The sequence below is a fragment of the Chitinophaga ginsengisegetis genome (assembly GCF_900168065.1).
Taxonomy (GTDB): domain Bacteria; phylum Bacteroidota; class Bacteroidia; order Chitinophagales; family Chitinophagaceae; genus Chitinophaga; species Chitinophaga ginsengisegetis.
Genome location: NZ_FUZZ01000001.1, coordinates 150,108 through 174,811, shown reverse-complemented (window position 1 = coordinate 174,811; position 24,704 = coordinate 150,108). Strand labels below are relative to the sequence as shown.

The 24,704-nt window shown below is 48.1% G+C and carries 16 protein-coding genes; 8 read left to right on the top strand and 8 right to left on the bottom strand.

Going from position 1 to position 24,704, the window contains the following annotated elements; all coding sequences use genetic code 11:
* Positions 1–104: 104 nt before the first annotated feature.
* Complete coding sequence (locus B5Z18_RS00650) at positions 105–3,371, top strand: S41 family peptidase (RefSeq protein ID WP_079467489.1); 3,267 nt, start codon at positions 105–107, stop codon at positions 3,369–3,371.
* 58 nt (positions 3,372–3,429) lie between these two features.
* Here B5Z18_RS00650 and B5Z18_RS00645 read toward each other — a convergent pair whose 3' ends face one another.
* Positions 3,430–4,413 carry a DUF6268 family outer membrane beta-barrel protein gene (locus B5Z18_RS00645; RefSeq protein WP_143313452.1) on the bottom strand — a complete coding sequence of 328 codons (984 nt, stop codon included), beginning with the start codon at positions 4,411–4,413 and terminating at the stop codon, positions 3,430–3,432.
* A gap of 256 nt (positions 4,414–4,669) precedes the next feature.
* Between B5Z18_RS00645 and B5Z18_RS00640 the strand changes: the two genes are divergently transcribed.
* A complete protein-coding gene (locus B5Z18_RS00640) occupies positions 4,670–6,010 on the top strand; it encodes a DUF3472 domain-containing protein (RefSeq protein ID WP_079467487.1) in 1,341 nt (446 codons plus the stop codon).
* A gap of 53 nt (positions 6,011–6,063) precedes the next feature.
* On the opposite strand, the gene B5Z18_RS00635 is transcribed toward B5Z18_RS00640, so the two are convergent.
* A complete protein-coding gene (locus B5Z18_RS00635) occupies positions 6,064–7,287 on the bottom strand; it encodes an alpha/beta hydrolase-fold protein (protein ID WP_079467486.1) in 1,224 nt (407 codons plus the stop codon).
* Positions 7,288–7,446: 159 nt separating this feature from the next.
* Here B5Z18_RS00635 and B5Z18_RS00630 point away from each other — a divergent pair, with 159 nt between their 5' ends.
* Positions 7,447–8,016 (top strand): Crp/Fnr family transcriptional regulator, encoded by a 570-nt coding sequence (locus tag B5Z18_RS00630; protein WP_079467485.1) that lies wholly within the window; start codon positions 7,447–7,449, stop codon positions 8,014–8,016.
* Positions 8,017–8,145: 129 nt separating this feature from the next.
* Entirely contained in the window at positions 8,146–8,535 is a 390-nt protein-coding gene (locus B5Z18_RS00625; protein WP_079467484.1) for a RidA family protein, read from the top strand.
* Positions 8,536–8,573: 38 nt separating this feature from the next.
* Here the strand turns inward: B5Z18_RS00625 and fabF are convergent, their stop codons facing one another.
* The 3 genes from fabF to B5Z18_RS00610 form a co-directional block, all read right to left on the bottom strand.
* Complete coding sequence (fabF, locus tag B5Z18_RS00620; protein ID WP_079467483.1) at positions 8,574–9,815, bottom strand: beta-ketoacyl-ACP synthase II; 1,242 nt, start codon at positions 9,813–9,815, stop codon at positions 8,574–8,576.
* A gap of 6 nt (positions 9,816–9,821) precedes the next feature.
* Positions 9,822–10,379: a TetR/AcrR family transcriptional regulator gene (locus B5Z18_RS00615; protein WP_079467482.1), complete on the bottom strand. Its 558-nt coding sequence runs from the start codon at positions 10,377–10,379 to the stop codon at positions 9,822–9,824.
* A gap of 142 nt (positions 10,380–10,521) precedes the next feature.
* Positions 10,522–12,903 (bottom strand): ABC transporter permease, encoded by a 2,382-nt coding sequence (locus B5Z18_RS00610; protein WP_235015855.1) that lies wholly within the window; start codon positions 12,901–12,903, stop codon positions 10,522–10,524.
* 282 nt (positions 12,904–13,185) lie between these two features.
* Between B5Z18_RS00610 and B5Z18_RS00605 the strand changes: the two genes are divergently transcribed.
* Positions 13,186–14,508: a cytochrome P460 family protein gene (locus tag B5Z18_RS00605; RefSeq protein ID WP_079467481.1), complete on the top strand. Its 1,323-nt coding sequence runs from the start codon at positions 13,186–13,188 to the stop codon at positions 14,506–14,508.
* Here the strand turns inward: B5Z18_RS00605 and B5Z18_RS00600 are convergent.
* Positions 14,505–17,714, bottom strand: a complete 3,210-nt coding sequence (locus tag B5Z18_RS00600) for an AsmA-like C-terminal region-containing protein (protein ID WP_079467480.1) — start codon at positions 17,712–17,714, stop codon at positions 14,505–14,507. The two genes, B5Z18_RS00605 and B5Z18_RS00600, sit on opposite strands and share 4 nt — an antisense overlap.
* A 114-nt stretch (positions 17,715–17,828) precedes the next feature.
* Between B5Z18_RS00600 and B5Z18_RS00595 the strand changes: the two genes are divergently transcribed.
* Positions 17,829–18,812 carry a glycoside hydrolase family 43 protein gene (locus tag B5Z18_RS00595; protein WP_079467479.1) on the top strand — a complete coding sequence of 328 codons (984 nt, stop codon included), beginning with the start codon at positions 17,829–17,831 and terminating at the stop codon, positions 18,810–18,812.
* A 91-nt stretch (positions 18,813–18,903) separates the two neighbouring features.
* The gene (locus tag B5Z18_RS00590) at positions 18,904–21,339 is read left to right on the top strand and encodes a TonB-dependent receptor (protein ID WP_079467478.1); all 2,436 of its coding nucleotides are present in this window, start codon (positions 18,904–18,906) and stop codon (positions 21,337–21,339) included.
* Between the two features lie 47 nt (positions 21,340–21,386).
* Here the strand turns inward: B5Z18_RS00590 and B5Z18_RS00585 are convergent, their stop codons facing one another.
* Positions 21,387–22,634: an MFS transporter gene (locus B5Z18_RS00585; protein ID WP_079467477.1), complete on the bottom strand. Its 1,248-nt coding sequence runs from the start codon at positions 22,632–22,634 to the stop codon at positions 21,387–21,389.
* 117 nt (positions 22,635–22,751) lie between these two features.
* Between B5Z18_RS00585 and B5Z18_RS00580 the strand changes: the two genes are divergently transcribed.
* Positions 22,752–23,639, top strand: a complete 888-nt coding sequence (locus B5Z18_RS00580; RefSeq protein ID WP_079467476.1) for a LysR substrate-binding domain-containing protein — start codon at positions 22,752–22,754, stop codon at positions 23,637–23,639.
* Positions 23,640–23,697: 58 nt separating this feature from the next.
* Here B5Z18_RS00580 and B5Z18_RS00575 read toward each other — a convergent pair whose 3' ends face one another.
* Positions 23,698–24,684, bottom strand: coding sequence for a helix-turn-helix transcriptional regulator (locus tag B5Z18_RS00575; RefSeq protein ID WP_079467475.1), 987 nt, complete (start codon positions 24,682–24,684; stop codon positions 23,698–23,700).
* Between the last annotated feature and the right edge of the window lie 20 nt (positions 24,685–24,704).

The window sequence follows — 24,704 nt, the reverse complement described above, 5'->3', positions numbered from 1 at the left end:
GGTAATTATGGTATCAACGGATTTCCATAGATTAGCAAACTGGTTTTTAATCCGCAACAAATAAACCGCGTAAAAGTGGTCCTGTCAAAAAATTTAAAACGCTTATGATGAAAAAAACGGCCCTGGTTTTCCTTGCTGCTATAGCAGGAAAACAGGCAATGGCACAGGTAGATGCCGGCCTGTTCCGCTATCCTGATGTATCCCGGTCGCAGATCGCATTTTCCTATGCCAATGATATCTGGATTGTTCCGAAAACAGGTGGTACCGCCATCAAACTGATCTCTCCACCGGGCGTGGAAACCTTTCCGAAATTTTCGCCGGATGGCAGTAAACTCGCCTTCAGTGCCAACTATGATGGTAACACCGACGTATACGTGTTACCGGTAGCCGGCGGCGTACCCCTGCGCCTCACCTCATATGGTGGCTCCGACCGCGTGGTGGACTGGACGCCCGACGGCAAACAGGTGCTCTTCGCCTCCGGCAGGGAAAGCACCAAAGAACGCTTCAACCAGTTTTATACCATCCCGGAAAATGGAGGCGCCGCTACCAAACTGCCATTGGCCTATGCAGAATTCGGGTCATGGTCGCCGGATGGCTCCAAAATGGCCCTGGTAACCCGCTCCCAGAGTTTCCGCAACTGGAAAAGATATCGTGGCGGTATGAAAGCAGATATTCATGTGTTTGATTTTACGAAGCAACAGTCGGAGAATATCTCCGCTAAAAGTGAAGCCGGCGATGAATTCCCCATGTGGCACAACAACTTCATCTACTTCCTGTCCGACCGCGGCGCAGAGAAAAGGATGAACATCTGGCGCTACGATACCAATACCAAAGCATACGAGCAAATTACCAGCTACAAAGACTATGACGTGCACTTTCCCTCGCTGGGGCCGGACGACATCGTGTATGAAGCCGATGGTAAATTGTTTGTGCTGTCGCTGAACACGCAGCAATCCACCGAGGTGAAGATCAATATCAGCACGGATCTCGCCGCGCTGAAACCACGCACGCAACGCACGGTGAAATATATCCAGTCCACCGCCATCAGCCCTGATGGCCAGCGTGCATTGATAAGCGCCCGCGGCGATGTATTCTCCGTACCCGCCATAAACGGTTATGTGAAAGACCTCACCCGTACCAGCGGCGTGGCAGAACGCTACCCCGTATGGTCGCCCGATGGCAAAACCATTGCCTGGTGGAGTGATAAGTCGGGCGAATATGAGCTCTGGCTGGCCTCCGCCGGCAAGGAAAATGAAGCTAAACAAATCACGCACTACGGCGCCGGATTCCGCTATCGCCCGCACTGGTCGCCCAACAGCAAGCAAGTGGCGTTTATAGACCAGGAACTGAAAATATGGGTGCTGGATATAGCCAGTGGTAAAACCACGGCGGTAGACAAAGCCCTTCATTATTCACCCGACGTACTGGAAGGCTTCCGTTTCAGCTGGACTCCCGACAGCAGGTGGCTCACCTATAGCCGCGACATGGACAACGGTCATGAAGCGGTATTCCTCTTCGATACAAAAAATAACCAGCGCCACCAGGTAACCAGCGGCTTCTATGATGCCGCCCGGCCGGTGTTTGATGAAGATGGTAAGTATCTCTATGTACTCACTAACCAGTCGTTCAAACCTACCTACAGCAGCATCGACAATACCTTCATCTACGCCAACAGCACCGTGATCGGGATCATTGGCCTGCAAAAGGAAACACCCTCCCTGCTGGCAACCCGCAACGATGCGGTGAATGTAAAGGAAGATAAAAAGGAACCGGAAAAACCGGCTGCCAAAAAAGGAAAAGAGAAGAAGGAGAAGCCTGCGGAAGAGAAAAAGGAAACCGCCACCAGCATCGACCTGGACAACATGGAAGCCAGGATGGTACTGTTGCCGGTGCCAGGCGGCAACTACTCCCGCCTCAGTGCAGTGAAAGGCAAGATCCTGTTCATTAGCAGCACGCCGCCCAGCGACGAGGAAAGCAGCGGTGAAGCCACCCTGCAATACTATGATATCGCCACCAAACAGGTGAAAACCATCATCAAAGATCCGGGCCAGTACGAACTTTCCGCCGACGGGAACAAAATACTGATCAATAACGGACCCTATGGCGTGATCGATGTAGCGGAAAATCAGAAAATTGATACCGCCATGCGGGTGGAAGAAATGGAAATGACCGTGAACCCCGCAGAAGAATGGAAACAGCTGTTTATGGACACCTGGCGCATGGAACGCGACTTCTTCTACGATCCCCGCATGCACGGTGTAAACTGGAACAATGTAAAAGATAAATACCTGCATCTCCTGGAAGGCGCCCGCACCCGCGAGGAAGTGAGCTTTGTGATCAATGAAGTGCTGGGTGAAATGAATGCGTCGCACACGTATAACTTTGGCGGAGATATTGAAGATGGCAAACATGAAAATGTAGGCTACCTGGGTGTGGACTGGCAGGCAGATGGTAAATACTATAAAGTTAAACGCATCATCCGCGGTGCGGCATGGAATGCGGAAGCCCGCAACCCGCTTGACGAACCGGGTGTAAACATCCACGAAGGCGATTACATCCTGGCCGTAAACGGTGAGCCGCTCACCACCGCGCAGGAACCTTACAGTGCGTTCCAGTCGCTCGCCGGGAAAGTAGTGGAGCTTACCTGGAACAGCCGTCCTTCGCTGGAAGGCGCTAAAACGGCGATTGTAAAAACTATCGGCAGCGAATACCGCCTGCGTCACCTGGCCTGGATAGAAAGTAACCGCAAACGTATTGCGGATGCCACCAATAACCAGGTGGGATACATCTTTGTGCCAAGTACCGGCATCGACGGGCAGGATGAGCTGATCCGCCAGTTTAACGGTCAATGGGATAAGGCAGCCCTTATCATTGATGAACGTTTCAACAACGGCGGACAGGTTCCTGATCGTTTTATTGAAATGCTGAACCGCAAGCCACTGGCTTACTGGGCCACCCGTAACGGTACGCCCACCCAATGGCCTTCTTATGCGCATTTCGGACCGAAGGTGATGCTCATCAACGGCTGGAGCGGTTCCGGTGGCGATGCGTTCCCGGATTACTTCCGCAAAGCAGGACTGGGCCCTATCATCGGCACCCGTACCTGGGGCGGCCTCATAGGCATCAGCAACACACCGGGGTTAATAGACGGCGGCATCATCACCGTACCATCGTTCCGGATGTTTAACAACGACGGCACCTGGTTCCGCGAAGGACACGGCGTAGATCCGGATATTGCAGTAGATGAAAATCTCGGCGATATGGCCAAAGGTGTTGATCCACAGCTGGAACGGGCCATCACAGAGATAAAGAGCCTGTTGCAAACAAAGCCTTACAAGGCGCCTGCACAGCCTCCTTACGAAGTGAGATAGAGACTTAATATAACTGAACGGTCGCTGTTTGTCTTAAACAAACAGCGACCGTTTTTTTTTATTGCTTGCGTGGCTGGAAATTCCACCGCAATCCGCCACTGAAAAAGTAGTTGGTGGCAAAGCGATGCATCGGCTTATCCGAAAACATCTCCGATAAATTCTTCTCCCGGAAAGTAGTACCGCTGTAAAGGATACTTCCGCCCGATGCCACAAAATCTATATGCCTGTTCAGGTGCCACGTATTCTCCAGTCCCACGCTTATTTCCGCATAACCCATCAGCCGTTTTTTATCCGGTGCATTTTCCACGTCGTACGAGGAACCGCGCATACGGAACGCCAGCGCCAGGTCTGTTTGTTTATTCAGACTGCTGGATACACTGATCTTCTCCGGGAAATTAACATCTATCCTGAACCTGCTGTCTGTTTGATACTTAATGAGCAATGCGGGCAACAGCATAGGCGTACCAAAGCTATTGGTAAACATAGCGCCTATACCATAAGAGAACCGCCGGTTATGTTGTTTTACAAATAATACGCCTCCGTTTATAAAAATATCTTTCCCATTGATCTTTTCCATATCGGTGAAAACCCCGCCGGATAACACACTCAGCATACCCCAGCGGTTACCGATACTCCTGAAATGTTGCAATGCCAGTTGTGTTTCCAGCAGTTCTTCCGGGAAGATGCGGTGATCATAATCTTCGTTAATCAGCTTGGTATAGCTGCCGGAGGCCGACAGGCTCCAGTTACGGACCTTTCCGGTAGCGGTATCCACATAGCTGCTCAGCATAAATACGGCGCCGAAATTATAGCGCTGCTGCGAGGTGGTGGACTTTGTTTTTACACTGTCTTCCGGCCTGATATAACGGGAGGGAGGCAGGTAATCCACGCTGATCCCTATACCGGGGCCATTAAGCGAAGTGGCGCCCAGCTGGGCCCACAGGCGTTGTGCGGGAGTAAATGCAAATAAGGCGAGTAACAAACAGGTATATCTTTTCTTTCGTTGCACTGGCTGTTGGTATATGCGTTGCTGATTCATCATGAAGGTGATATTTATTGCTTTAGAGGAAGACACCATGTACCCGGTGTACCCCTATGTCATCACCGTATTTATTTTTGGGAGATAAATAACACAATCGGCCCGCTTCTTAAAATACAGGCGTCATTACAATGTCATAATTGGCAGTTGTTATTTCCGTATAACTGTTGCAGTAACTAAATTCAAGGTATACCACGTAGAAGAGCGTACGAAAAAATCTGTGAGCCCATTTGTCTTTTTTAACCAAACATACAGTGCAATGAAACCAAAATTATCGCTTGCGTTCGCATTCGGATGCCTCACCCTCGCATCCTGTTCAAAGAACTATTTTGCCTCCGGCGAATCCCCGAAAGACAGTCTGTCGCCCGCCACTGTTAAGGCTTCCGGCATTACGGATATTGCCGTGGCATTGGGCAGCAACGCCTGGTTAACACAAAGCAGCGCCGGCGCTGCGGAAGTAGTGGTAGACTATGGCCTGGCCAACTGGACCAGCAGCAGTTCCGTATTCAGCGCTTACTTCCGCACCAGCACTACCGGCACGCTGCATCTGGCGTTGCGAGGAAAAGTACCCGGTGGCAGCAGTCAGCTGAAAATAACAGCAGCGGGCCAGTCGAAAACTATTACCGCTTCCGGCGGCAACTACCACACGATTGATGTGGGAGATTTCAACCTAACGGATACCGGCTATGTGAAAGTAGATTTCCAGGGCGTATCCAAAACAGGCAGCTACTTCGCCGACCTGTCTGACCTGTACATCAGCGGCACCGCCACCAGTGGCCGGCTCAACTACATTCAAACCGATGTATACTGGGGCAGAAGAGGCCCCTCTGTACACCTGGGTTATACACCGCCCGCAGGTAAAAGCGTTGAATGGTTTTATAATGAAGTAACGGTGCCCACCGGTCAGGACCCCGTTGGATCTTACTTTATGTCCAATGGCTTTAGCCAGGGATATTTTGGCATACAGGTAAACAGTACAACAGAAAGAAGGGTATTATTTTCAGTTTGGAGTCCTGCCGATACAGATGATCCCAACAGCATCCCGGATTCACTGAAGATAGAATTACTGCGCAAAGGCCCCAATGTACAAACAGGTTCCTTTGGCAATGAAGGCGCAGGCGGACAAAGCTACCTGGTATACAACTGGCAGGCGGGTACTACTTATCGCTTTTTAACTCGTGCTGTGCCGGTGGCAAATAATAAAACGGAATTCACTTCCTGGTTTTATGCCCCTGAAACCGGCGCCTGGCAGCTGATTGCCAGCTTCCGGCGTCCGCAAACCAACACTTACTTAACAGGGTTGTATTCTTTCCTGGAGAATTTCTCTACTGAAACAGGTTACATCGGCAGGAAAGCACAATACGGCAACCAGTGGGCAATGGATACCAACGGTACCTGGTATGAGTTAACAAAGGCGCAGTTTACAGGCGACGCTACTGCTGCATCCCAATCCCGTATGGACTTTGCCGGTGGCGTGGAATCTACAAAGTTTTACCTGCGTAACTGTGGTTTCTTCTCCAATTTTGTAAAGATCAATACACCGCTTACCCGTACACCGTCGGGTACAGCGCCGGTGATTAATTTTAATACCTTACCATAAACAAATAAAAAGGGGCTGTGACTGCAGCCCCTTTTTTCAAACAATAGTAACCCTCAACGTGACGGAGTGTTATTTACCATCTCCATCTTATCTTTAATTTCCTTTGTAAACCGGATGCTCAGTGCTTTTTTCCAGAAGATGTTGGCACGGACAGTATCTTTCATCTCCAGGTAATAATCTCCCATACCATCATAAGTGTTAAAGCTCTCCGGGTAATAATCTATGTTCAGCTGAAAGAACATTTTAGATTTATCAAAATTTTTCCGTTGCAGGTTAGCGTACCCGAATTCATTCATTGTAGTTTCGTAGGGACGTACGCGGTAGCCCATGTCTTTCGACAAGGTATTGAAGTGCGTGGTGATAAGTGTTTTCAGCGAGTCTGCCGGGCAGCTGTTATCAGTATAGAGATAAGTAGGAAAACGGTAATGCGGAAACAGGAATCTTAACCCGTCGTATTCTCCCACAAATGGTATCGAGTTATGGTCATCATCTTCATAATATTTATAACTCCATTTTAACTGGTTGCCGGGAAATTTTCTCAGGAGGTCTGTTAAGGTAAGGATAGCGCAGGTATGAACAGATCCCTGTGAGGTATCTTTTCTTAATTGCACGGTATCCAGTCCGGGTTTCATGGTATGCGCCACGGCCAGGTATAAACTTTTATTTTTAAATGGCTGTTGTAATTGCCGGGTGGCCTGTTGCAGTATCTGGCCTTTGTTCCAGAAAAGGCTCGGATCTATTGCAATGTAACCATTAAACAGTTCCCGGTGATGCAACAGGGTGTTCACTACCATCAGTCCGCCGAGGGAGTGCCCTATCAGTGTGCGGTAGGGAGCAGTAGCGTATTTTTTATCGATATAGGGAATGAGTTCTTTGCCGATAAACTCGGTGAAAGCCTCGCCACCGCCGGAGCCGGCATACACGGAATCGCGTGTGGGAGTGAGGTCGCGCGTACGGTTACGGCCCGTGTTCGGAATACCAACAATGATCATCCGCGGCAATGCGGTATTGCCGTTGATGGTACTGAGTTGCAGGATCATGGATTGAAGGGAAGAGAAGTGGAAGTCGCCATCCAGCACATACACCACGGGATAGGCGGGCTTTACAAAGTAGCTGGTATCATCCGGTGGCGTGTATATCCATAGAGGTCTGTTTTCTTTCAGCACAGCAGAATAGATGCTGTCGGGTTGCCCGAAGGAAACCAGGCTTTGTTTCAACTGGGCTGTTGCGCTGATGAAAGCACACAGTATAAAGAATGCCAGGGATAGTTTTTTCATACCGGGTTATTATTTATGGAAAGATGAAATTTTTAGGGCAGGTATTTCCCGGGTTGTGATGCAGGCAGGAATTAATGTGACGGAGTGCCGGATTTGTGGGATAAAAAGGTGATTGATATCAGCGGTTACTATAACTTTGTGACGCTATATTGCTGATATATGCTGGAAAAACTAAGGGAACATATAAAAAAAATAGTGCCGCTTACCGATGAGGAATTTGCGTTTGTGCGCGCTCATTTCACTATTGAAAAGTATAAAAAGCGTGAGTTTCTTATACAGCATGGGGAACGTGTAAAGTACTCTTATTTTGTAGTGTCAGGACTGATCATGCTCGTGTATGACGACGACTCAGGCAGGCAGCACATTGTTTCCTTTGCGATGGAAGATTGGTGGGAGAGTGATTTCCTGGCCTATTTCAATCAAACCAAAGCTACCATGTCGTTGCAATGCCTTGAAGATACGGCCGTGTTGTGTCTTTCGCTGGAGGACTACGAAAAGCTATGTGCCGGTCTTCCAAAGATGACCTATTTCTTTCTCAAAAAAGCGAATGGCGGTCACATTGGGTCGCAGCAGCGCATCTTGTCTTTCCTTACTTCCAATGCAAAGGAGCGCTATGAACAACTCCTTACACGATATCCTTCTTTATTTCAAAGAGTACCTAAAACCCTGCTGGCTGCCTACCTGGGCGTTTCGCGTGAAACCCTTAGCAGGCTTTGGCGTCCGTCCTGATCTTATTCTCCGCGGTTTATAATTGTGATGTTTGTCACACAAAGGAAGGGGGCATTGTTCTCATCTTTGCAGTGTACATTTTTTATTAACTGTTGTGCCGGCAGTGGCACAAACTAAAAGGATCAGCAAATGGAAAAACAGGTTATTAATCCGTGGCAGTGGCAGGATAAACGCAGTTATGTGCAGGCCGTTGAAATAAAACAGGCGGCAGGCACGCTTTATTGTTCAGGTCAAACGGCTATAGACGCCGACGGGCAATCAAGTAACGCTGACATGAAAACCCAGGTAATACAGGCGTTGGAAAATCTGGAAAAAGTGATCAGTGATGCAGGATACGAGTGCAGCGGTATTGCGAGGTTGAATGTATATACTACTTCATCCGCTGAGTTTTTGGACTGCTTTGATGTTTTCCAGGACTGGATAGCCAAGCATGGTATTAAGCAGGCGCTCACTTTGCTGGAAGTGAAGAGTCTTTTTGAAACATTAAAGATTGAATTTGAAGCTACGGTGGTGAAATAATGAAGAGAGAGGCCCGGTACGCTGCCGGGCCTCTTTTATTAAGCTTTTCTGAAAACAACAATACCATTGTGTCCGCCGAAGCCGAACGTATTGCTCATGGCTACGTTTACTTCTTTTTCTATTGCGGTTCCCAGTACAATCTGTAAGGTAGAAGGAATGGCGGCATCCAGTTCCTGCGTATTGATAGTAGGAGGGATGATGCCTTTCTGAATGCTCATGACGCTGACAATAGCCTCTATAGCGCCCGCGGCGCCCAGCAGGTGACCGGTCATGGATTTGGTGGCGCTGATGTGCAGGTGTGCCGGCGCGGCGCCAAACATTTTGCCGATAGCGGCTATTTCACTCAGGTCGCCTACCGGCGTAGAGGTAGCGTGCGCATTGAGGTAATTCACTTCTTCTTTATTCAACCCCGCGTCTTCCAGTGCCAGCTGCATCGCCCGCAGGGCGCCCAGTCCCTCCGGATGGGTAGCTGTCATGTGATAGGCATCGGCGGTCATAGCGGCGCCGGCAACTTCAGCATAAATATGTGCGCCCCTGGCTTTGGCATGTTCATACTCTTCCAGTATGAGCGCGCCGGCGCCTTCTCCCATTACAAAGCCATCGCGGTGTACATCAAAAGGACGTGAAGCGGTAGTGGGGTCATCATTGCGCACCGACATCGCTTTCATGGCGCAGAACCCGCCTACGGATGCAGGCGTAATGGGCGCTTCAGAGCCACCGGTTACAATTACCTTCGCCTTACCCAAACGGATATACGTTAACGCATCCATGATAGCGGTATTGGAAGTAGCGCAGGCCGATACCGTTGTATAGTTAATACCCATCAGGCCATATTTAATGGAGATCATGCCCGATGCCATATTGGTGATGAGCTTGGGTACAAAATAAGGGCTGAAACGGGGATTAAAATCGCCGGAAACATATTCGGTGACCTGCTCCTCGAACGTTTGCATACCGCCCTGCCCTGAGCCCCAGATCACGCCGGTATCAAAAGGGTCCATTGTGCTGAAGTCCAGCCCGGAATCTTTCACCGCCTGGTCGGCTGCTACCAGGGCATATTGTGTAAACGGATCGGTTTTGCGCACTTCACCTTTATCCAGCAATGCAGTGGGATCAAAGCCTTTCAGCTCATGCGCAAACTGTGTGCGGAAGCGGCTGGCATCAAAATGGCTGATGGTGGCAGCGCCGCTTTTACCGTTAACAAGACTATTCCAGAAATCAGTAACATTGTTACCGACAGGGGATACTGTCCCCATTCCTGTTATGACAACTCTTTTCATAGCTGGTTATTTATGACACAGGTCGTCCAGCAGCTGTTCCGCAATATGGCGGAAAGCCGATGGTCCCATCACCCTCGATAAAAGAAGGGACGCCTGCAAATTGGATATGATAATGAGCGCCCGCGTCTTGGCGGCGCCTTTAAAGTGAATACGTTTCTTTTTCCGGCCTTCTTCGAGGCAATGGCTAAGCCAGGCGAGGATGCCGTTGGCCATTTCCTGTACTTTCGCCTGCATAGCCGGTTCCAGCGTCTCAAAATCTGGTGCGAGAGAGCCCATCAAACAGATATTACCTTCCTTGCTGTGCCGCCGGAATACGTCTATCAGCTTCACCAGCTGTTCTTCTTCCGGCAAACTTTTCCACCTGTTTGTTTGCGCAATAAATTTCGCAACGTCCTGGTCCACTATTTCCACGCCCAGGTCGGCCTTTGCCGGGAAATGATAATGTACCGCTGCATTTTTTATTTCGAGCGGTCCTGAAATGTCCTTGTAACTAAAGGCATTAAACCCTTTAGTCCTTACCAGGCGGTCGGCCAGCGCCACTATTTTATCTTTTGTTTCAGACATATTTTGCCGTTTGCGGCACAAATATACTTACTTAGTAGTAAGTAAACAAATGTGCAGCTTTTTCACTTCTCAATGGCCCATAACAAAACGGGGAGGTTTGAGCCAAACCTCCCCGCAGGAACTATTGATATACGCGATGGCGTTATTCTGCTTTTAAACTGCTTACGGGATTCATCAACGCCGCTTTTATGCTCTGGAAGCTGATAGTGAGCAGGGCTATCAGCATGGCGGCGATGCCGGCCAGCACAAACACCCAGTAATGAATGGAGATGCGGTAAGGGAATTTCTGTAACCACTGGTCCATCGTATACCACGCCACCGGGAAGGCAATCAGCGCTGCAATACCCACCAGCTTCAGGAAATCGGCGGAAAGCAGCCGGGTAATACCGGATACACTGGCGCCAAGCACTTTACGGATGCCTATTTCTTTGGTTCTGCGCTCGGCGGTATAGGCAGCCAGTCCGAATAATCCCAGGCAGCTGATCACAATAGCCAGTGTGGCAAACAACCGGGAAAGCTGCTGCATCAGCGTTTCATTGGTAAACATGGCGTTAAACTGGTCGTCTACAAACTGGTAAGTAAACGGATAAGCCGGATTCAACTGCTTCATCACGTCGCCGATTTTATGAAGTGCGGCTTCCTTGTCCGCCCCTGTATTCATACGTACATACATCAGGTTGGCTTCATCAGGCATACAGTAAAATACCACGGGATCAGGCGTGCCATACATATTGCCATATACATAGTTTTTCACTACGCCGGCTACACGGGAATGAATTACAGAATCGGCACTGAATGGTGTGTTAATAGTTTTGCCTACGGCGCTTCCTTTACCCATCAACTGTTCCAGCGACTCTGTTATCAATACATCCATGCCGTTGGCAGCGGTTACGGGTTTAAAATCACTGCCTGCCACGATTTTCATACCCGCCGTTTGAATGAATTCCGGGCTCACGACCCGCTGCGAAATAAGAATGTTATCGGTGGGAGATTTCCCGGTCCAGCCGATATCACTGGTGTTGTTGCCGCCATACAAAGGAACATGATCCGCCAGCGCCGCATTTTCTACCATGCCGGTGGCCAGCAAAGCCGTTTTGATAGCTGCAAAGTTTTGCTTCATCGTACCCTGAAGCTGCATGGAGATAAGATTATCTTTATTAAGACCGAGGTTCCGCTTCTTCACATGCTGGATCTGCTGGTAAATAATGGCTGTACAGATAATGAGTGTAATGGAAATACTGAACTGCGCAATCACCAGCCCTTTGCGGATAAAGGCCGCGCTGCCGGTCTTGGATTTAATACCCTTTAACACAAAAACCGGGTTAAAGGAAGATAGGTACAGTGATGGATAGCTGCCTGCCAGCACGCCACATATCACCGTAATCCCCAGCAACCAGATGAGATGTACCGGCCTGTCCAGCCCCACGCTAAGGTGTTTATCTACCAGCGCATTAAACCCCGGCAACACCAGGAATAACAATAATACGGCCACCCCGGCCGCCAGCAGGGACATAAACAATGCCTCACTGATAAACTGTGTGATCAGCCTGCCTTTTCCCGCACCAACTACTTTGCGGATGCCTACTTCTTTCGCACGTTTTTCACTGCGGGCAGTAGCCAGGTTCATAAAGTTGATACAGGCAATGAATAGAATGATCCAGGCAATGAGCGAAAACAAACGGACATACTCTATACGGCCGCCACTTTGTTTTCCATCACTGAACTGGTCATGTAACCGCCAGTTGTTCATACTAAACAGGAATGCCTGGTTAATGGCGCCGGGACTGTGCGCTGCAATGAAGTTTTGAAGTTTATGGTTGATAGCGGTCAGGTCTGCATGAGGAGCCAGTTCGGCATATGTGTCAACAGAATTGGAGCCCCAGTTTTTCAGATATGGGTTTTGGGAAAAATAGATCTCAAAAGGAGCAACCCATTCAAATTTCAGCGTGGAATTTTCCGGGATATCTTTTATTACACCAGATACCACGTAGGGCTGCGCATTATCGACCGTAATAGTTTTACCCACTACATTCTTCGTGTCGCCAAAAAATTTCCGGGCGGTTTTTTCAGTAATAACAATGGAGTACAGCTGCGGAAACGGAACAGCAGCATTCCCTTCTGTAAAAGGAAACGTGAAAATATTAAAGAGACTGGCATCCACATAAATACCGGCCGCATACATTTTTTTATCCCCGAAGGTGAACAACAGGTTGGTGGCCTGTTCTGAGGTACGGCAGGTTTGTGTGATGCCCGGTATTTCTGTCTTCATGGCGTCAGCCAGCAGGGCAGGCGTAGAGGTAAATGTGCGGATATTACCATCGTAATTCCAGTTTTCCCACACCTGGTAGATCCGGTCTTTTTTTACATGCGAACTGTCGTAGGTAACTTCATCTTCTACCCACAGAAAAATTACACCGGCGCAGGCTAAACCAATCGCCAGCCCGAAAATATTCAGAAAACTGTAGGTTTTGTTTTTCCAGAGATGTCTGAACGTGATCTTAATATAATTTCTTAGCATCATCATATGTACACATTTGGGAGTAGTGCGACTAATTCCGACTAAGATAATGCCATAGCATTATGTGCTGATAATGAGTTGTTTGGGTAAATACTATTGTCCGTTTTTAAAGGGCAGGTGTCCGGATATGAACAGGTTTCGCCGGTCTGCTGCCGGGTTGCGACAACTATCTGCCCGGTTCATTGTTAAATAAGACTGATTCACACCCTCATTTGCCTGATTCACCTAAAAGTACTTGCTTGCGGTGACCACGTCATTTACTTTGCCACAAATATAAATAACAACACTATGAAACGGTACAAGAAATGGAAAGTAGTGCTGCTGATCTTGATGGGCTGCTTTATTGCCTTACAGTTTATCAGGCCGCGTATTACTCATCCGCCGGTGACAGGAGAACCGGACGTTCCGCCGGAAGTGAGTGCTGTGTTGAGGAAAGCCTGCTACGACTGCCACTCCAATGAAACGCACCTGGCCTGGTTCGATCAGATTTCACCCGCTATCTGGCTGGTGGCCGGTCATATTACAGAAGGCCGGAAGGTACTTAACTTCTCCAACTGGGATAGTATACCGAAAGACCAGCAAAAGGGCAAACTGTTTGAATCCCTCAACCAGATGCAGTTTAACGTAATGCCACTATCGCAGTACACCGCGCTTCATCCTGCGGCGCGCCTTACCAACGACGAAATCAGTATCCTGAAAAATTACCTGGCCACACAAATAACTCCGCTTAAACCCGATAGTAATAAGATAGCCGCCGCTGACCGTCAATACGCTGCCTGGCAGCCCGATAGCCCCATTGCAAAGGTATTGCCCGTGCCTAACGGTATCGCCTATATGCCGGATTATAAAAACTGGAAGGCCATCAGCAGTACGCAACGACTGGACAATGGCACCATGCGGGTAATTACCGGGAATGACATCGCCGTAAAAGCCATCCGGGAACACCAGACCAATCCCTGGCCCGACGGCACTGCTTTTGCAAAAATAGCCTGGGATGAACTCACCGATGCCGCGGGGAACGTCACCCCGGGGGAGTTTAAACAGGTAGAGTTTATGATCAAAGACAGCCATCAATATGCTGCTACCAAAGGCTGGGGATGGGCGCGCTGGAAAGGAACGGATCTGAAGCCTTATGGTAAAAATGCGATGTTCACAATGGAATGTGTTAACTGTCATCAACCCATGCGTAACAACGATTTTGTGTTCACTACACCAACACAGCACACGGCTGCATCGCTGCCCGATACATTGGGCTTAAAGATGAATGAATGGAAGGTGATCACCAGCGGTATTCAACAAGATCAGACCATGAGTACGCTGTATGGCAACGACCGCGCAATAGCCAGCGCCAGGAGAGGAGCCGCTACTTATCCTGCAGATGCCCTGCTTACATTGGTCACCTGGAAACAACAGCCGGATGATCATTGGTTTGGCGCCGTTATTCCCGGTATCGTAGCTTCCGTAGAACAGGTGCAGTTCCAGCCGGGTAACATCTCCCCGTTATATAAAAAATATAATGGCAAAAACCTGGTCGCTGATAAAACCAGTGAAGAAGAAATAAAAAGCAGGATCGCTTACATTATCCGCCAGCGGGCGTCTGTAATGCCTTAGGAAGTTTTCTTTGCTTTTTTAAGGGCAATCTTGTACTTGTCAGGAGTACCGGAAATATTGATATTCATAAAACGCACCTTTTTATCTTTATCCCTATACTCAATTTCATCTACCTGGTCTACATTCACTTCTTCCTGCTTCCGGCCAAAAAGGGCCTGGAAACCTACCTGGGTCACCATTTTCATGGGAATACGGAGGTAGTAGTTCATGCTCATATCCAGCGATTGATTGCCCGACACTTCGATATAGCCGAGCGAAGAATTGATGTTCATATTCGGGATTATCAATGTCCCGTTTTTCAGGGTTAGCTTGTTGCGGAGTGTATCAAAGCGTACCATGCGGAGGTTCTTGTCTTTGAAGTAACCCGCCATTGCCTGCATAGGACCAAAGTCCAGCAGGGTGCCATTGGTAATTTCAATATCCATCTGCGATTCCGTTTCACTCAGCACCGGCGTAAGATCGGGATGCATGCGTACATAACTTTTGATACTTCCGCTCAGTATACCTTTCAGGTTGTTGTTGAGCACAAAGTCCTGCCCGAAGTTATCAAACTTGATGAGCATTTTGGAGATGTCTACATTTTTGAGATAGATCCCGCTCCGGAAATACAGCTTCTTTGGATCAGCAGCATTGAACATGCCACGCATGGCAATATGCCCGCCTGCAATATTCATGGCAATGGTATCTACCTTTATTTTCTGGTCTTCCCGCATGTGAATATTGGCAAGCACATTTTTCAGCCACAGCTTTTTGTATTTGATCTTCTTTACATCCACCTGTGTTTCAAATTCTGAAAAAGGAATATTGAATACGTTGAAGCCGGTGGCATGGAGCGAATCATTTTCTTTTACCGTGGTACGTCGCGCCGGTGCGTTAGTGGCTACGGGGTGTTCGCTGAAATCATAGTTCATCAGCTCATCAATGTCCAGCATATCAGATTTGAACCGGAAGTAATTGCTGCGTTTTAACTGGCGTTTACTTTTACCGGTAGCATAACGCATGTTCAGGTTGAAATCGGTACGGCCTACTTTACCGGTAAGCGTATCCACCACAATAAAGCGGTTATGACCGTAGCGTATACGGCCGGTTACATTTTCCACTTTAATAGGATGTTGTTTCAGTGTGCCGGAAATATTGGCGATGCGGGCATCTATCTTTTTAAAAACAGTATCATATTTTATACTCATTTTACTCCGCAGCCATACGTTGTTGGCTTCTTCATACCAATATCCCTGCGGAATAAATTTATGGCCACGTTCACTGATGAGGTCATTCACTGCGAGGCGGTCCGACTTAAAGTCGAATGCCACTTCGGTGTTTCCTTTTTTAATTTTATCAAACCAGATGAGATAATTATTTAACCTTCCTTTGAAAGCAAAGCTGGTGCTGTCGATGTTTCCACTAAAATTAGTTACCCGTAAACTGGTGTCGTTGATCATCACCGCTGCATTAAAATCGTGCAGGGCGTGCGGATACTGCTGGAATTTTGCATACAGCTTCTCTACTTTGAAAGTCCCTTTGGGCAAAGGATTGGGGTGTAGCAATTCTTTTACAGATGTTTCAAACGCCAGGCCAATGTTAAACCCGGTAATTACTTCTTTGGATAAGATGGGATGGGTGGAATCAAACTTATATAATTCTCCCAGTTGCAAACGCTTGCTGGAAGCGCTGAAGTTTACAGCTACGGGTTTATTCTGCTGGTGAAACAGCGCCGGTACATCACTGATGGCGCCCTGCGCCAGTATATCGGAGCTGCCTATACGAAAAGCAATGGAATCAAGGTGTAACCGTCCCTGCTCAATTTGCGCATGCACATTCATATTGCGCACCGGCAGGTGATAGCCGGGAATGCGGAATTCAAGATTTTTAACCGTGAGTTCACTTTGCACGCCGTCTTTCAGTTTAGCCAGGCTTTCCTCCGGTATCCGCATATCCACTATTTCCCGGAAGTTCATGTTCAGCTTTATTTCACCGCTGATCTGTTCCAGGTCTTTAATGCCGAGGAATTCCCCTACAAAGCGAAGGTTCAGTTCAGAATATAACTGCATCAGGATTTGCGGGTCGGTGAAATTTTTCATCACGAAGTTACCTTTGAACACGCCGCTTCCCGGTTTGGCGTTGAAGTTCAGGATATGCAGTTCGGATGTTTGCAGGTTGTGTGCGGCGCCGTTGGTATAAAATCCTTTAAAGCCCAGCTGGTCTACTTTCCGGTCAATTTTCTTATTCTGGAACCATACATTTTCGCAGCCAAAATTAAACTCCATCAAAGGCATGACGCCTTTTCCAATGGCGCCTTTGATGATGCCATCGAAAAATACGCGGCCATCGTGGCGGTATTTTTCCAGCATCGCGGCTACGTCTGCGGGCACCATTGCCAGCAGGAGGTTCAGATCCGGCTTATCGCCTTTTACCTTCAGGTCTGCATAATGTTCACTCACTACTCCCTGCAGTTGCAGCGAGGCTTGTTCCAGCCGGATGGTGCCGGGAGGTAAGGTCAGTTGTTTTTTTTGCTTGTCGTAAACAGCAGCCAGTTTAAAGTTCAGTTGTTTGTGCCGGAAGAGCGTGGTATCTGTTTTTCCGGTAATATCTATTTCCAGCTTACTGTCCATATCGATGGCGATACGGGCCGAATCCATAGAGAAAGCTGTTTTGATCTTATCTATATGGGTATTCACTTTCAAACCGGATGCGCCGTCGACGTAAGTGACATCAATATTTTTCAGGATTATTTTTTTGAGATCCAGGCTGAGATCCTCACTGGAATCGGCCGGTGTAGCGGGGCCGCTGCTTTTAAATTCATGGGCTTTGATCAGATCCACGTCGCCGTTGGCATAACGGGCTACATGCACCCGTCCGTTGGCCAGCGCAATAATGCGGGCGTTGTAATGTTGCCGGAGGATATCCGGTAAGCTGAAGCCCACGTACAGGCGTTCTACCTGGTACAGTGGTTGCCCCTGCATCTTTTTATCTGCAAAAAAACGAACGTCGTGGAGGGCAATAGAAATATATGGGAAGTTGCTGAATGGAGAAATACTACTTTTTGTGATGACCAGCTCTCCCGCAAACTGCTTATTCAACTCCTTCACCGCCATCTGCGTGAGCCGCTCCTGTTGGCTGTATAAGATACCCCCGGCTATTGTCATCACCAATAAAAAAATACCCGTAATGACCAGGAACAGCCTGATTATTTTTTTTCCCCGCTTCATGTAAATGCCTTTCTGAACGATAAAATTATGAAAAAATATAGCAGAAATTTGTTATCTCTTAAGAACGGCGTGCGATTTTTATTATTTTTAACGATTCATAAAAAATCTGGTTACATGAAAAGATTGATAGCCCTGTTGTTGCTCGCAGGAAGTACGCACGTTACAATGGCCCAGCAGAAAAAGCTGGACAAGTTATCCGGAAACCCTGTATTCCCAGGCTGGTACGCCGATCCGGAGGGAGTGCTATTTGGTAAGGAGTACTGGATTTATCCTACTTATTCTGCTGCTTACGAAAAGCAGGTGTTCTTCGATGCTTTCTCATCGCCCGACCTGGTTACGTGGACAAAGCATCCGCGCATCCTCGACACTGCTTCCATAAAATGGGCGAAACGTGCCGTATGGGCGCCGTCGATAATAGAAATTGCGCAAAAGTATTACCTGTTCTTTGGCGCCAACGACATACAAAGCAATGAGGAAACAGGGGGGATCGGTGTAGCGGTGGCTGATAATCCTGCCGGTCCGTTTAAAGACTATCTCGGCAAACCATTGGTAGATAAGATCATCAACAAGGCGCAGCCTATTGATCAGTATGTATTCCACGACAGCGATGGTAAGTACTACCTGATCTACGGCGGATGGGGACATTGCAATATTGCACAGCTGAAGCCCGATTTAACCGGCTTTATTCCCTTTGCAGACGGCACTACCTTTAAAGAAATCACTCCCGAAAAATATGTGGAAGGACCTACTATGTTCAAAAAAGATGGTAAGTATTATTTCATGTGGTCTGAAGGCGGCTGGACAGGCCCCGACTACAGCGTAGCCTACGCCATCGCTGATTCCCCGATGGGTCCGTTCAAAAGGATCGGGAAGATCCTGGAACAGGATGCCACTATTGCCACCGGCGCCGGTCATCACTCGGTAATCGGCATTCCAAAGGAAAACCGCTGGTATATTGTTTATCACCGCCGGCCGTTAACAGAAAAAGCGGCTAACTCCCGTGAAACCTGCATTGACCGGATGTATTTTGATAAAGACGGTTATATCAAGCCAGTGAAAATCACCCGCGAAGGCGTTACCAAAGCGGTGATACATTAAACAATTTCCCTATCGCGTAAATAAAATTCCGGATACGATTATCTTGCCGGTCTTGTCTGCTCCAATTTTGCACCATCAAAAAAAGCAAAATATGATCAGGCAAACCGGCTTATTTTTTTCATTAATAGCATTCCTTTTTTCACCCGTATGCCTGCGGGCAGAAGAGGAGAATGCTGGTACCATCAGGGGAAAAGTGGTAACCACAGATGGTAAGCCAGCCAGCGATGTAGTCATCGTTTTACAGGAAATCAATGAAACCGTTATATCAGAAACGGATGGATCTTTTGTATTTAGCCGTATTAAACCGGGTAGCTATCACCTCACGGTAACCCTGATGGGCTATACACCGATAGAAGAACAGGTGGTGGTAAATGCCGGGAAAACCACCAACATCAGGCTGCAGCTGGCCGTTACCAGCAAAGCCCTTAAAGAAGTGGTGGTAACCGGTAACCATAATAAACTCATCAGAACATCCAGCTACGATGTGGCAAAAATGCCGCTGAAGAACCTGGAAAACCCGCAGGTATACAGCACCATCACAAAAGATCTCTTACAGCAACAGGTAATTTTTTCGGTGGATGATGCACTGAAAAATGCCCCCGGTCTTACCCGCATGTGGGACGCCACCGGCAGAGGCGGCGATGGTGGCGGTTATTATAACCTCCGTGGCTTTATTACGCAGAGTAAACTGCGTAATGGCCTGGCAGGTAATGTGACCGCTAAAATTGATGCGTATAACCTGGAACAGGTAGAAGTCATCAAAGGACCATCCGCTACGTTGTTTGGTAACAGCCTCACTTCCTACGGCGGCCTCATTAACCGCGTTACCAAAAAGCCTTACGACCATTTCGGCGGAGATGTTACCTATGCGATAGGCAGCTACGGCTTTAACCGCATAAGCGCTGATGTAAACACGCCGCTGGACAAGGAAAAGGATGTATTGCTGAGAATCAATACCGCTTATAACTACGAAGGCAGCTGGCAGGATTATGGCTTTAACAAGAATTTTTCCTTTGCGCCCAGCTTGTCCTACCGGGTTAATGACCGTTTGTCATTCCTCTTCGACGCGGAATACTCCACCGGGCAGAATACCGGTCTGGGTGTGTTTTTCTTCCCTTATATGCAGCCAATAGCAGACCTGGGCACCAACCGCGCGGATGAACTGAAAATAGATTATAAACGCGCTTACGTTAAGAATGACCTGTACCAGACTTCCCGTAATACCAATATTTTCGGGCAGATGAAGTACAAGTTGTCTGACCAGTGGACCATGAGCACCAACATCAGTTCTACCAACAGCTTTTCAGACGGTCCTTCTCCCTATTTTTATCTCCTGTCTGATGCCGCAGCTACCGGGGTGGCCGGCGCCAAAGGAAGTAACTATATTTCTCGTAACGACCAGTTTACGGATAACAGCAGAGACGGCATCCTGGAAATACAACAGAACTTCAATGGAGATTTCAGGATCGGCAGCCTGAGAAACCGTTTCGTAGGCGGATTGGATTACTTCCATCATAATGCCAACCAGTTCTTCGGTGGCGGCACTTATGATACCATTCCTTCTCACGGCGATATTCCAACGTATTCCAATTTTAACCGCCGTAACATGGATACCTTGTATGCCAACCACGGCCTGGCATTTACTTTCCCTATCAGGAATCTTACCAATACCTACAGCGCATACATATCGGATATGTTGAACCTGACCGACAACCTGATGATCATGGCTGCTCTCCGCGTGGATTATTTTGATAATAAAGGCAGCTACAATGATGTAAAAGGCATTTATGAAGGAGGTTATAACCAAACGGCTTTCTCTCCAAAACTGGGAATCGTGTATGAGCCTTTAAAAGACCGGATCTCCATATTCGGTAACTATCAGAACGGGTTTACCAACCAGGTGGGTACGAGTGCTGCGGGTAAAGCGTTTAAGCCGGAACAGGCCAACCAGCTGGAAGGCGGCGTGAAGTTACAGTTGTTAAATGGCCGTATCAACAGTACGCTCAGTTACTACAATATCAAAGTAAAAGATGTACTTCGTCCGGATTTGGCGAACCCCAATTTTTCTGTACAGGATGGAACACAGGTGAGTAAAGGGTTTGAGGCAGAAGTAATTGCGAATCCTTTCCAGGGCTTTAACATTGTGGCTGGTTTTGCCTACAATGATTCCAAATATGAAGCAGCAGCCAAAGATGTGGAAGGAATGCGTCCCGGCACTGCTGGTGCGCCTTCTGTAGCTAACCTCTGGCTCAGTTATCGTATATCCGCCGGCGTAGCCGACGGTCTTGGTTTTGGATTTGGTGGTAATTATGCCAGTGATAATAAGATAGTGAACGACAGAACAGTCGGCACTTTTATATTACCATCGTACACCGTGTTAAACGGCAGCATTTTCTACGATCAGCCCCGTTTCCGGGTGGCGGTTAAAATGGATAACATTACCGATAAGCACTACTGGATCGGTTATACTACTGTGAATCCGCAGAAGCTGAGAAGTTTTACCGGAAGTTTGTCGTTTAAGTTTTAATAAAGAAGAAGCCTGGGCTGTATATCATCACAGTTCAGGCTTTTCGTTTATGCCGCTACGCCGGCGCGATTATCTCCCTGTATTTCGTAGTGTTGAATGCGTAGTTTTTTACGATAATATACAAAGACGACAGTAGCCACGGCGCCCGCCAACCCCGCTACAAATACCGTTAACCTCGGACCAATAAAATGCGCCAGCAGGCCGGTGAGCAAACTACCCACAGGAATGATCCCCTGGAAAGCCATGATATAATAACTGATGGCCCTTGCGCGCATGGTGGGTATGGCATGCGTTTGAATATAAGTGTTAATAGACGACGTTTGTGCCATCATACCCACACCGGAAAGCGCCATAAATACCAGTGCCAGCGGCAGCCACCCCGACAGGGACAATAGTAACACGCTCAATGAAAAAATAAGGCTGGCCGTAACCAGGATCTTTACCAGGTCTTTTCCCGGTTTGAGTTTCGCCATGTAAATGGCGGACGCGATAGAACCAAGACCGGCAGCGCTTTCAAACCAGCTGAATGTTTTGGCGTCGCCGTTGAAAATATCTTTGGCAAATACCGGCATCAGGGTATTAAAAGGGATCACAAACAGGCTGCTGGCTGAAAGCATCAGCAGGAGCGACGACAGGTCCTTATCGCCCGCGATATAATGAAAACCTTCCTTCAGTTCGGCCCAAATGCTCTGGTCGGACCGGAGAACGGGCGGCAGCACAATTTTCATCATCCACAAAGAAATCAGCACCGGTACATAGCTCAGGAAATTGCTCACAAAGCAGATGTCTTCACCGAAAGTACTCAGGATTATCCCTGCCAGCGCTGGTCCCGCGATCCGGGCAAAGTTGGCCATCGTGGAATTGAGCGCAATGGCGTTGGGAAGGTCTTCTCTTTTTTCTACCATTTCCACCATCAGCGATTGGCGGCAGGTAACGTCAAAGGCATTGATAACGCCTTGTACCAGCGACAGGAAAATGATGCCTGGTATATTGTAGTAACGCAGCAGGATCATGAGCGCCAGCACGCCTGCCTGCAGCATGGAAATGATCTGGGTGATCATCAGGATCCGGTACCGGTTGTGCCGGTCGATATAACTACCTGCGTACGGCGACAGGAGCAGGGAAGGAATTAAACTTACAAAGCTCACCACGCCCAGCAGCACTGCGGAGTTAGTGAGACGGTATACCAGCCAGCATACGGCTGTTTTTTGCATCCAGGTACCTATGAGTGAAACTGATTGTCCGTAGAAGAATAACCGGAAATTCCGGGATTTTAAAGCACGAAAAGCATCCATCTGAAAATCATATTTAGGGTATTGATCCGTTATTAAACTGGTGCAAATTTCGGTAAGAGAAGTATATTTGTGAAATAGATTGTTTTAATGATATCCATTGGTAAAAACGATTAGTGTATGGAACTCCGTCAACTGATGTATTTCGTGAAGGCCGCAGAAATGGCGCATTTTACAGAAGCGGCAGCGACGTTGTACATTACCCAGTCTACGTTATCGCAGCAAATCAAGCAGTTGGAAAATGAACTGGGCATGTTGTTGTTCGACCGGATCGGCAAGCATGTTCATCTTACAGAGGCAGGCGGGGTTTTCCTGCTGCATGCCCGCCAGATCCTGCTCGATGTAGAGAAAGGTAAACAGGCCATCCAGGATCTGCAGAATATGCTGAGCGGCGAATTACGTATAGGTGTTACGTATGCCTTTACTTCGTTCCTGTTGCCGGCGCTGGCTACTTTCCCGGTGAAGTATCCCGGTATCAAAATATACGTGGAATACGGCACCACCGAGCAGCTGGAAAACAAGCTGCGTGCGTCTGAGCTGGACCTGGTACTGGCTTTTCACCAGGAAGCTTTTTACAAAGACCTGGAAACGCGGGAGCTGTTCCGCTCCAGGATTGTAGTGGCGGTGTCTAAAAAGAATAAGCTGGCGGGATTAAAAAAGATCAACCTGCAAAGTTTGAATGGCATGGACCTGATCTTTGCTTCGCGCGGTTTCAGCGCGCGTGATTCGCTGGATGAGATATTACAGAAGAATAAAATTCAGCCTGCGGTAAAGATTGAAATGAATGATGTGCATTCTATTTTATCGCTGGTAGAGAAGGGGCATTGGGCCACTTTACTCAATGAAAGAGCGTTGCTGGGATGGAAAAACCTGGTGGCCATTCCTATTGAAGGGAAAGAGTTGCAGCGGAGGGCGTACATTATCTGGCAAAAGGAAACTTATCACAAAAAGGCGGCAGATCTGTTTATAAAAGAATTACTGAAGGAGTTGCCGTCTGCGGGGAAGTAGTGCCATATGGCACTCAGCAGCAGCGCATGGCTGCCGCCGGGTGGCCACAAGTAAGGGGTTATTGTGCGGTTCGCAATTCTGCGATATTGCATTTATAATATTTTTCAAACTCCGTTGACAGTTCTTCCCAGCCGCTATATTGGGTGAGGCTGGCAATATGGGTGAGTGTATGGTTTGTTTCGATGAGCATTTTAAATACAAAGGCCATTTTCTCCTGCAGGATGAGTTCTTCCACGGTGATGAGGAGTTCCTGTTCAAATGGCGCTTCCAGGAACTCCGGCGCTACGCCAAACCTGTCGCAGAGTGCTTCTTTGTCGGTCACTTCCGCCGGATGATGAATAATATAACCGGCTATTTCCCGCAGCTTCTCCCGGTAGTGTTCCATCAGCATCAATGAGGGGGGACCTTGCAGGTAACGGAGATAGGTAGCGTAAAAGTCGATGGCATTGCGCCGGAAGAAAACATCCGCGGCCTCGCCTACTGCTTTAAAGCTCCGGATCCGGTGCATGATCTGGTAGTTGACTTCATTCAGATGATAGGGTGGCGCTTTTTTCACGGGCTGTTTATCCACCGTTGGTTCTTTCAGGTTCAGCACTTTGAACAGGGGAAATTCAGCCACTAAATATTTTACCAGCGGGAGGTGAAGGTTTATGTGAAAGCTGATCACAAATTCCTTTTCTGTAACCAGGGTAGCGGTATCGGTAGCGCCACGGTGGACATTCATTTCTCTTTTAGCCAGCTTCATTTTCATGGGAAAAGCGGCGGCATTTTCAGCAAAACCTGAAATGCCAACGGCTAAACAGGCTTTGTCCGGCGCTACAGTGGTGAGTTTCACGCCCTGTTTCAGATGAACAAGGTGGTAATGGACAGATAACTCGTTGAGTTGAATCTGCTGATCCATGATCACCCCGTTTTCATCAATATCAGTAAAGCATTTGGCATTAGGGATCAGTTGGGACTGCAGGTAGCCGGGCACCTGTTCATACGTTGTGCAAACTCTTTTCCCCGGATTGATCAGCAGGTACTTGGTTTCTGGTTGACTCATGGTTATTTTCCTTTGATATT

Bases quoted from the DNA above. Each gene is read 5' to 3' on its own strand.
- B5Z18_RS00625 (WP_079467484.1), top strand. From the start codon at position 8,146: ATGGAAAAACAGGTTATTAATCCGTGGCAGTGGCAGGATAAACGCAGT.
- B5Z18_RS00635 (WP_079467486.1), bottom strand. From the start codon at position 7,287: ATGAAAAAACTATCCCTGGCATTCTTTATACTGTGTGCTTTCATCAGC.
- B5Z18_RS00585 (WP_079467477.1), bottom strand. From the start codon at position 22,634: ATGGATGCTTTTCGTGCTTTAAAATCCCGGAATTTCCGGTTATTCTTC.
- B5Z18_RS00645 (WP_143313452.1), bottom strand. From the start codon at position 4,413: ATGATGAATCAGCAACGCATATACCAACAGCCAGTGCAACGAAAGAAA.
- B5Z18_RS00580 (WP_079467476.1), top strand. From the start codon at position 22,752: ATGGAACTCCGTCAACTGATGTATTTCGTGAAGGCCGCAGAAATGGCG.
- B5Z18_RS00630 (WP_079467485.1), top strand. From the start codon at position 7,447: ATGCTGGAAAAACTAAGGGAACATATAAAAAAAATAGTGCCGCTTACC.
- B5Z18_RS00615 (WP_079467482.1), bottom strand. From the start codon at position 10,379: ATGTCTGAAACAAAAGATAAAATAGTGGCGCTGGCCGACCGCCTGGTA.
- B5Z18_RS00595 (WP_079467479.1), top strand. From the start codon at position 17,829: ATGAAAAGATTGATAGCCCTGTTGTTGCTCGCAGGAAGTACGCACGTT.
- B5Z18_RS00575 (WP_079467475.1), bottom strand. From the start codon at position 24,684: ATGAGTCAACCAGAAACCAAGTACCTGCTGATCAATCCGGGGAAAAGA.
- B5Z18_RS00650 (WP_079467489.1), top strand. From the start codon at position 105: ATGATGAAAAAAACGGCCCTGGTTTTCCTTGCTGCTATAGCAGGAAAA.
- B5Z18_RS00610 (WP_235015855.1), bottom strand. From the start codon at position 12,903: ATGATGATGCTAAGAAATTATATTAAGATCACGTTCAGACATCTCTGG.
- B5Z18_RS00605 (WP_079467481.1), top strand. From the start codon at position 13,186: ATGAAACGGTACAAGAAATGGAAAGTAGTGCTGCTGATCTTGATGGGC.
- B5Z18_RS00640 (WP_079467487.1), top strand. From the start codon at position 4,670: ATGAAACCAAAATTATCGCTTGCGTTCGCATTCGGATGCCTCACCCTC.
- B5Z18_RS00590 (WP_079467478.1), top strand. From the start codon at position 18,904: ATGATCAGGCAAACCGGCTTATTTTTTTCATTAATAGCATTCCTTTTT.
- B5Z18_RS00600 (WP_079467480.1), bottom strand. From the start codon at position 17,714: ATGAAGCGGGGAAAAAAAATAATCAGGCTGTTCCTGGTCATTACGGGT.
- fabF (WP_079467483.1), bottom strand. From the start codon at position 9,815: ATGAAAAGAGTTGTCATAACAGGAATGGGGACAGTATCCCCTGTCGGT.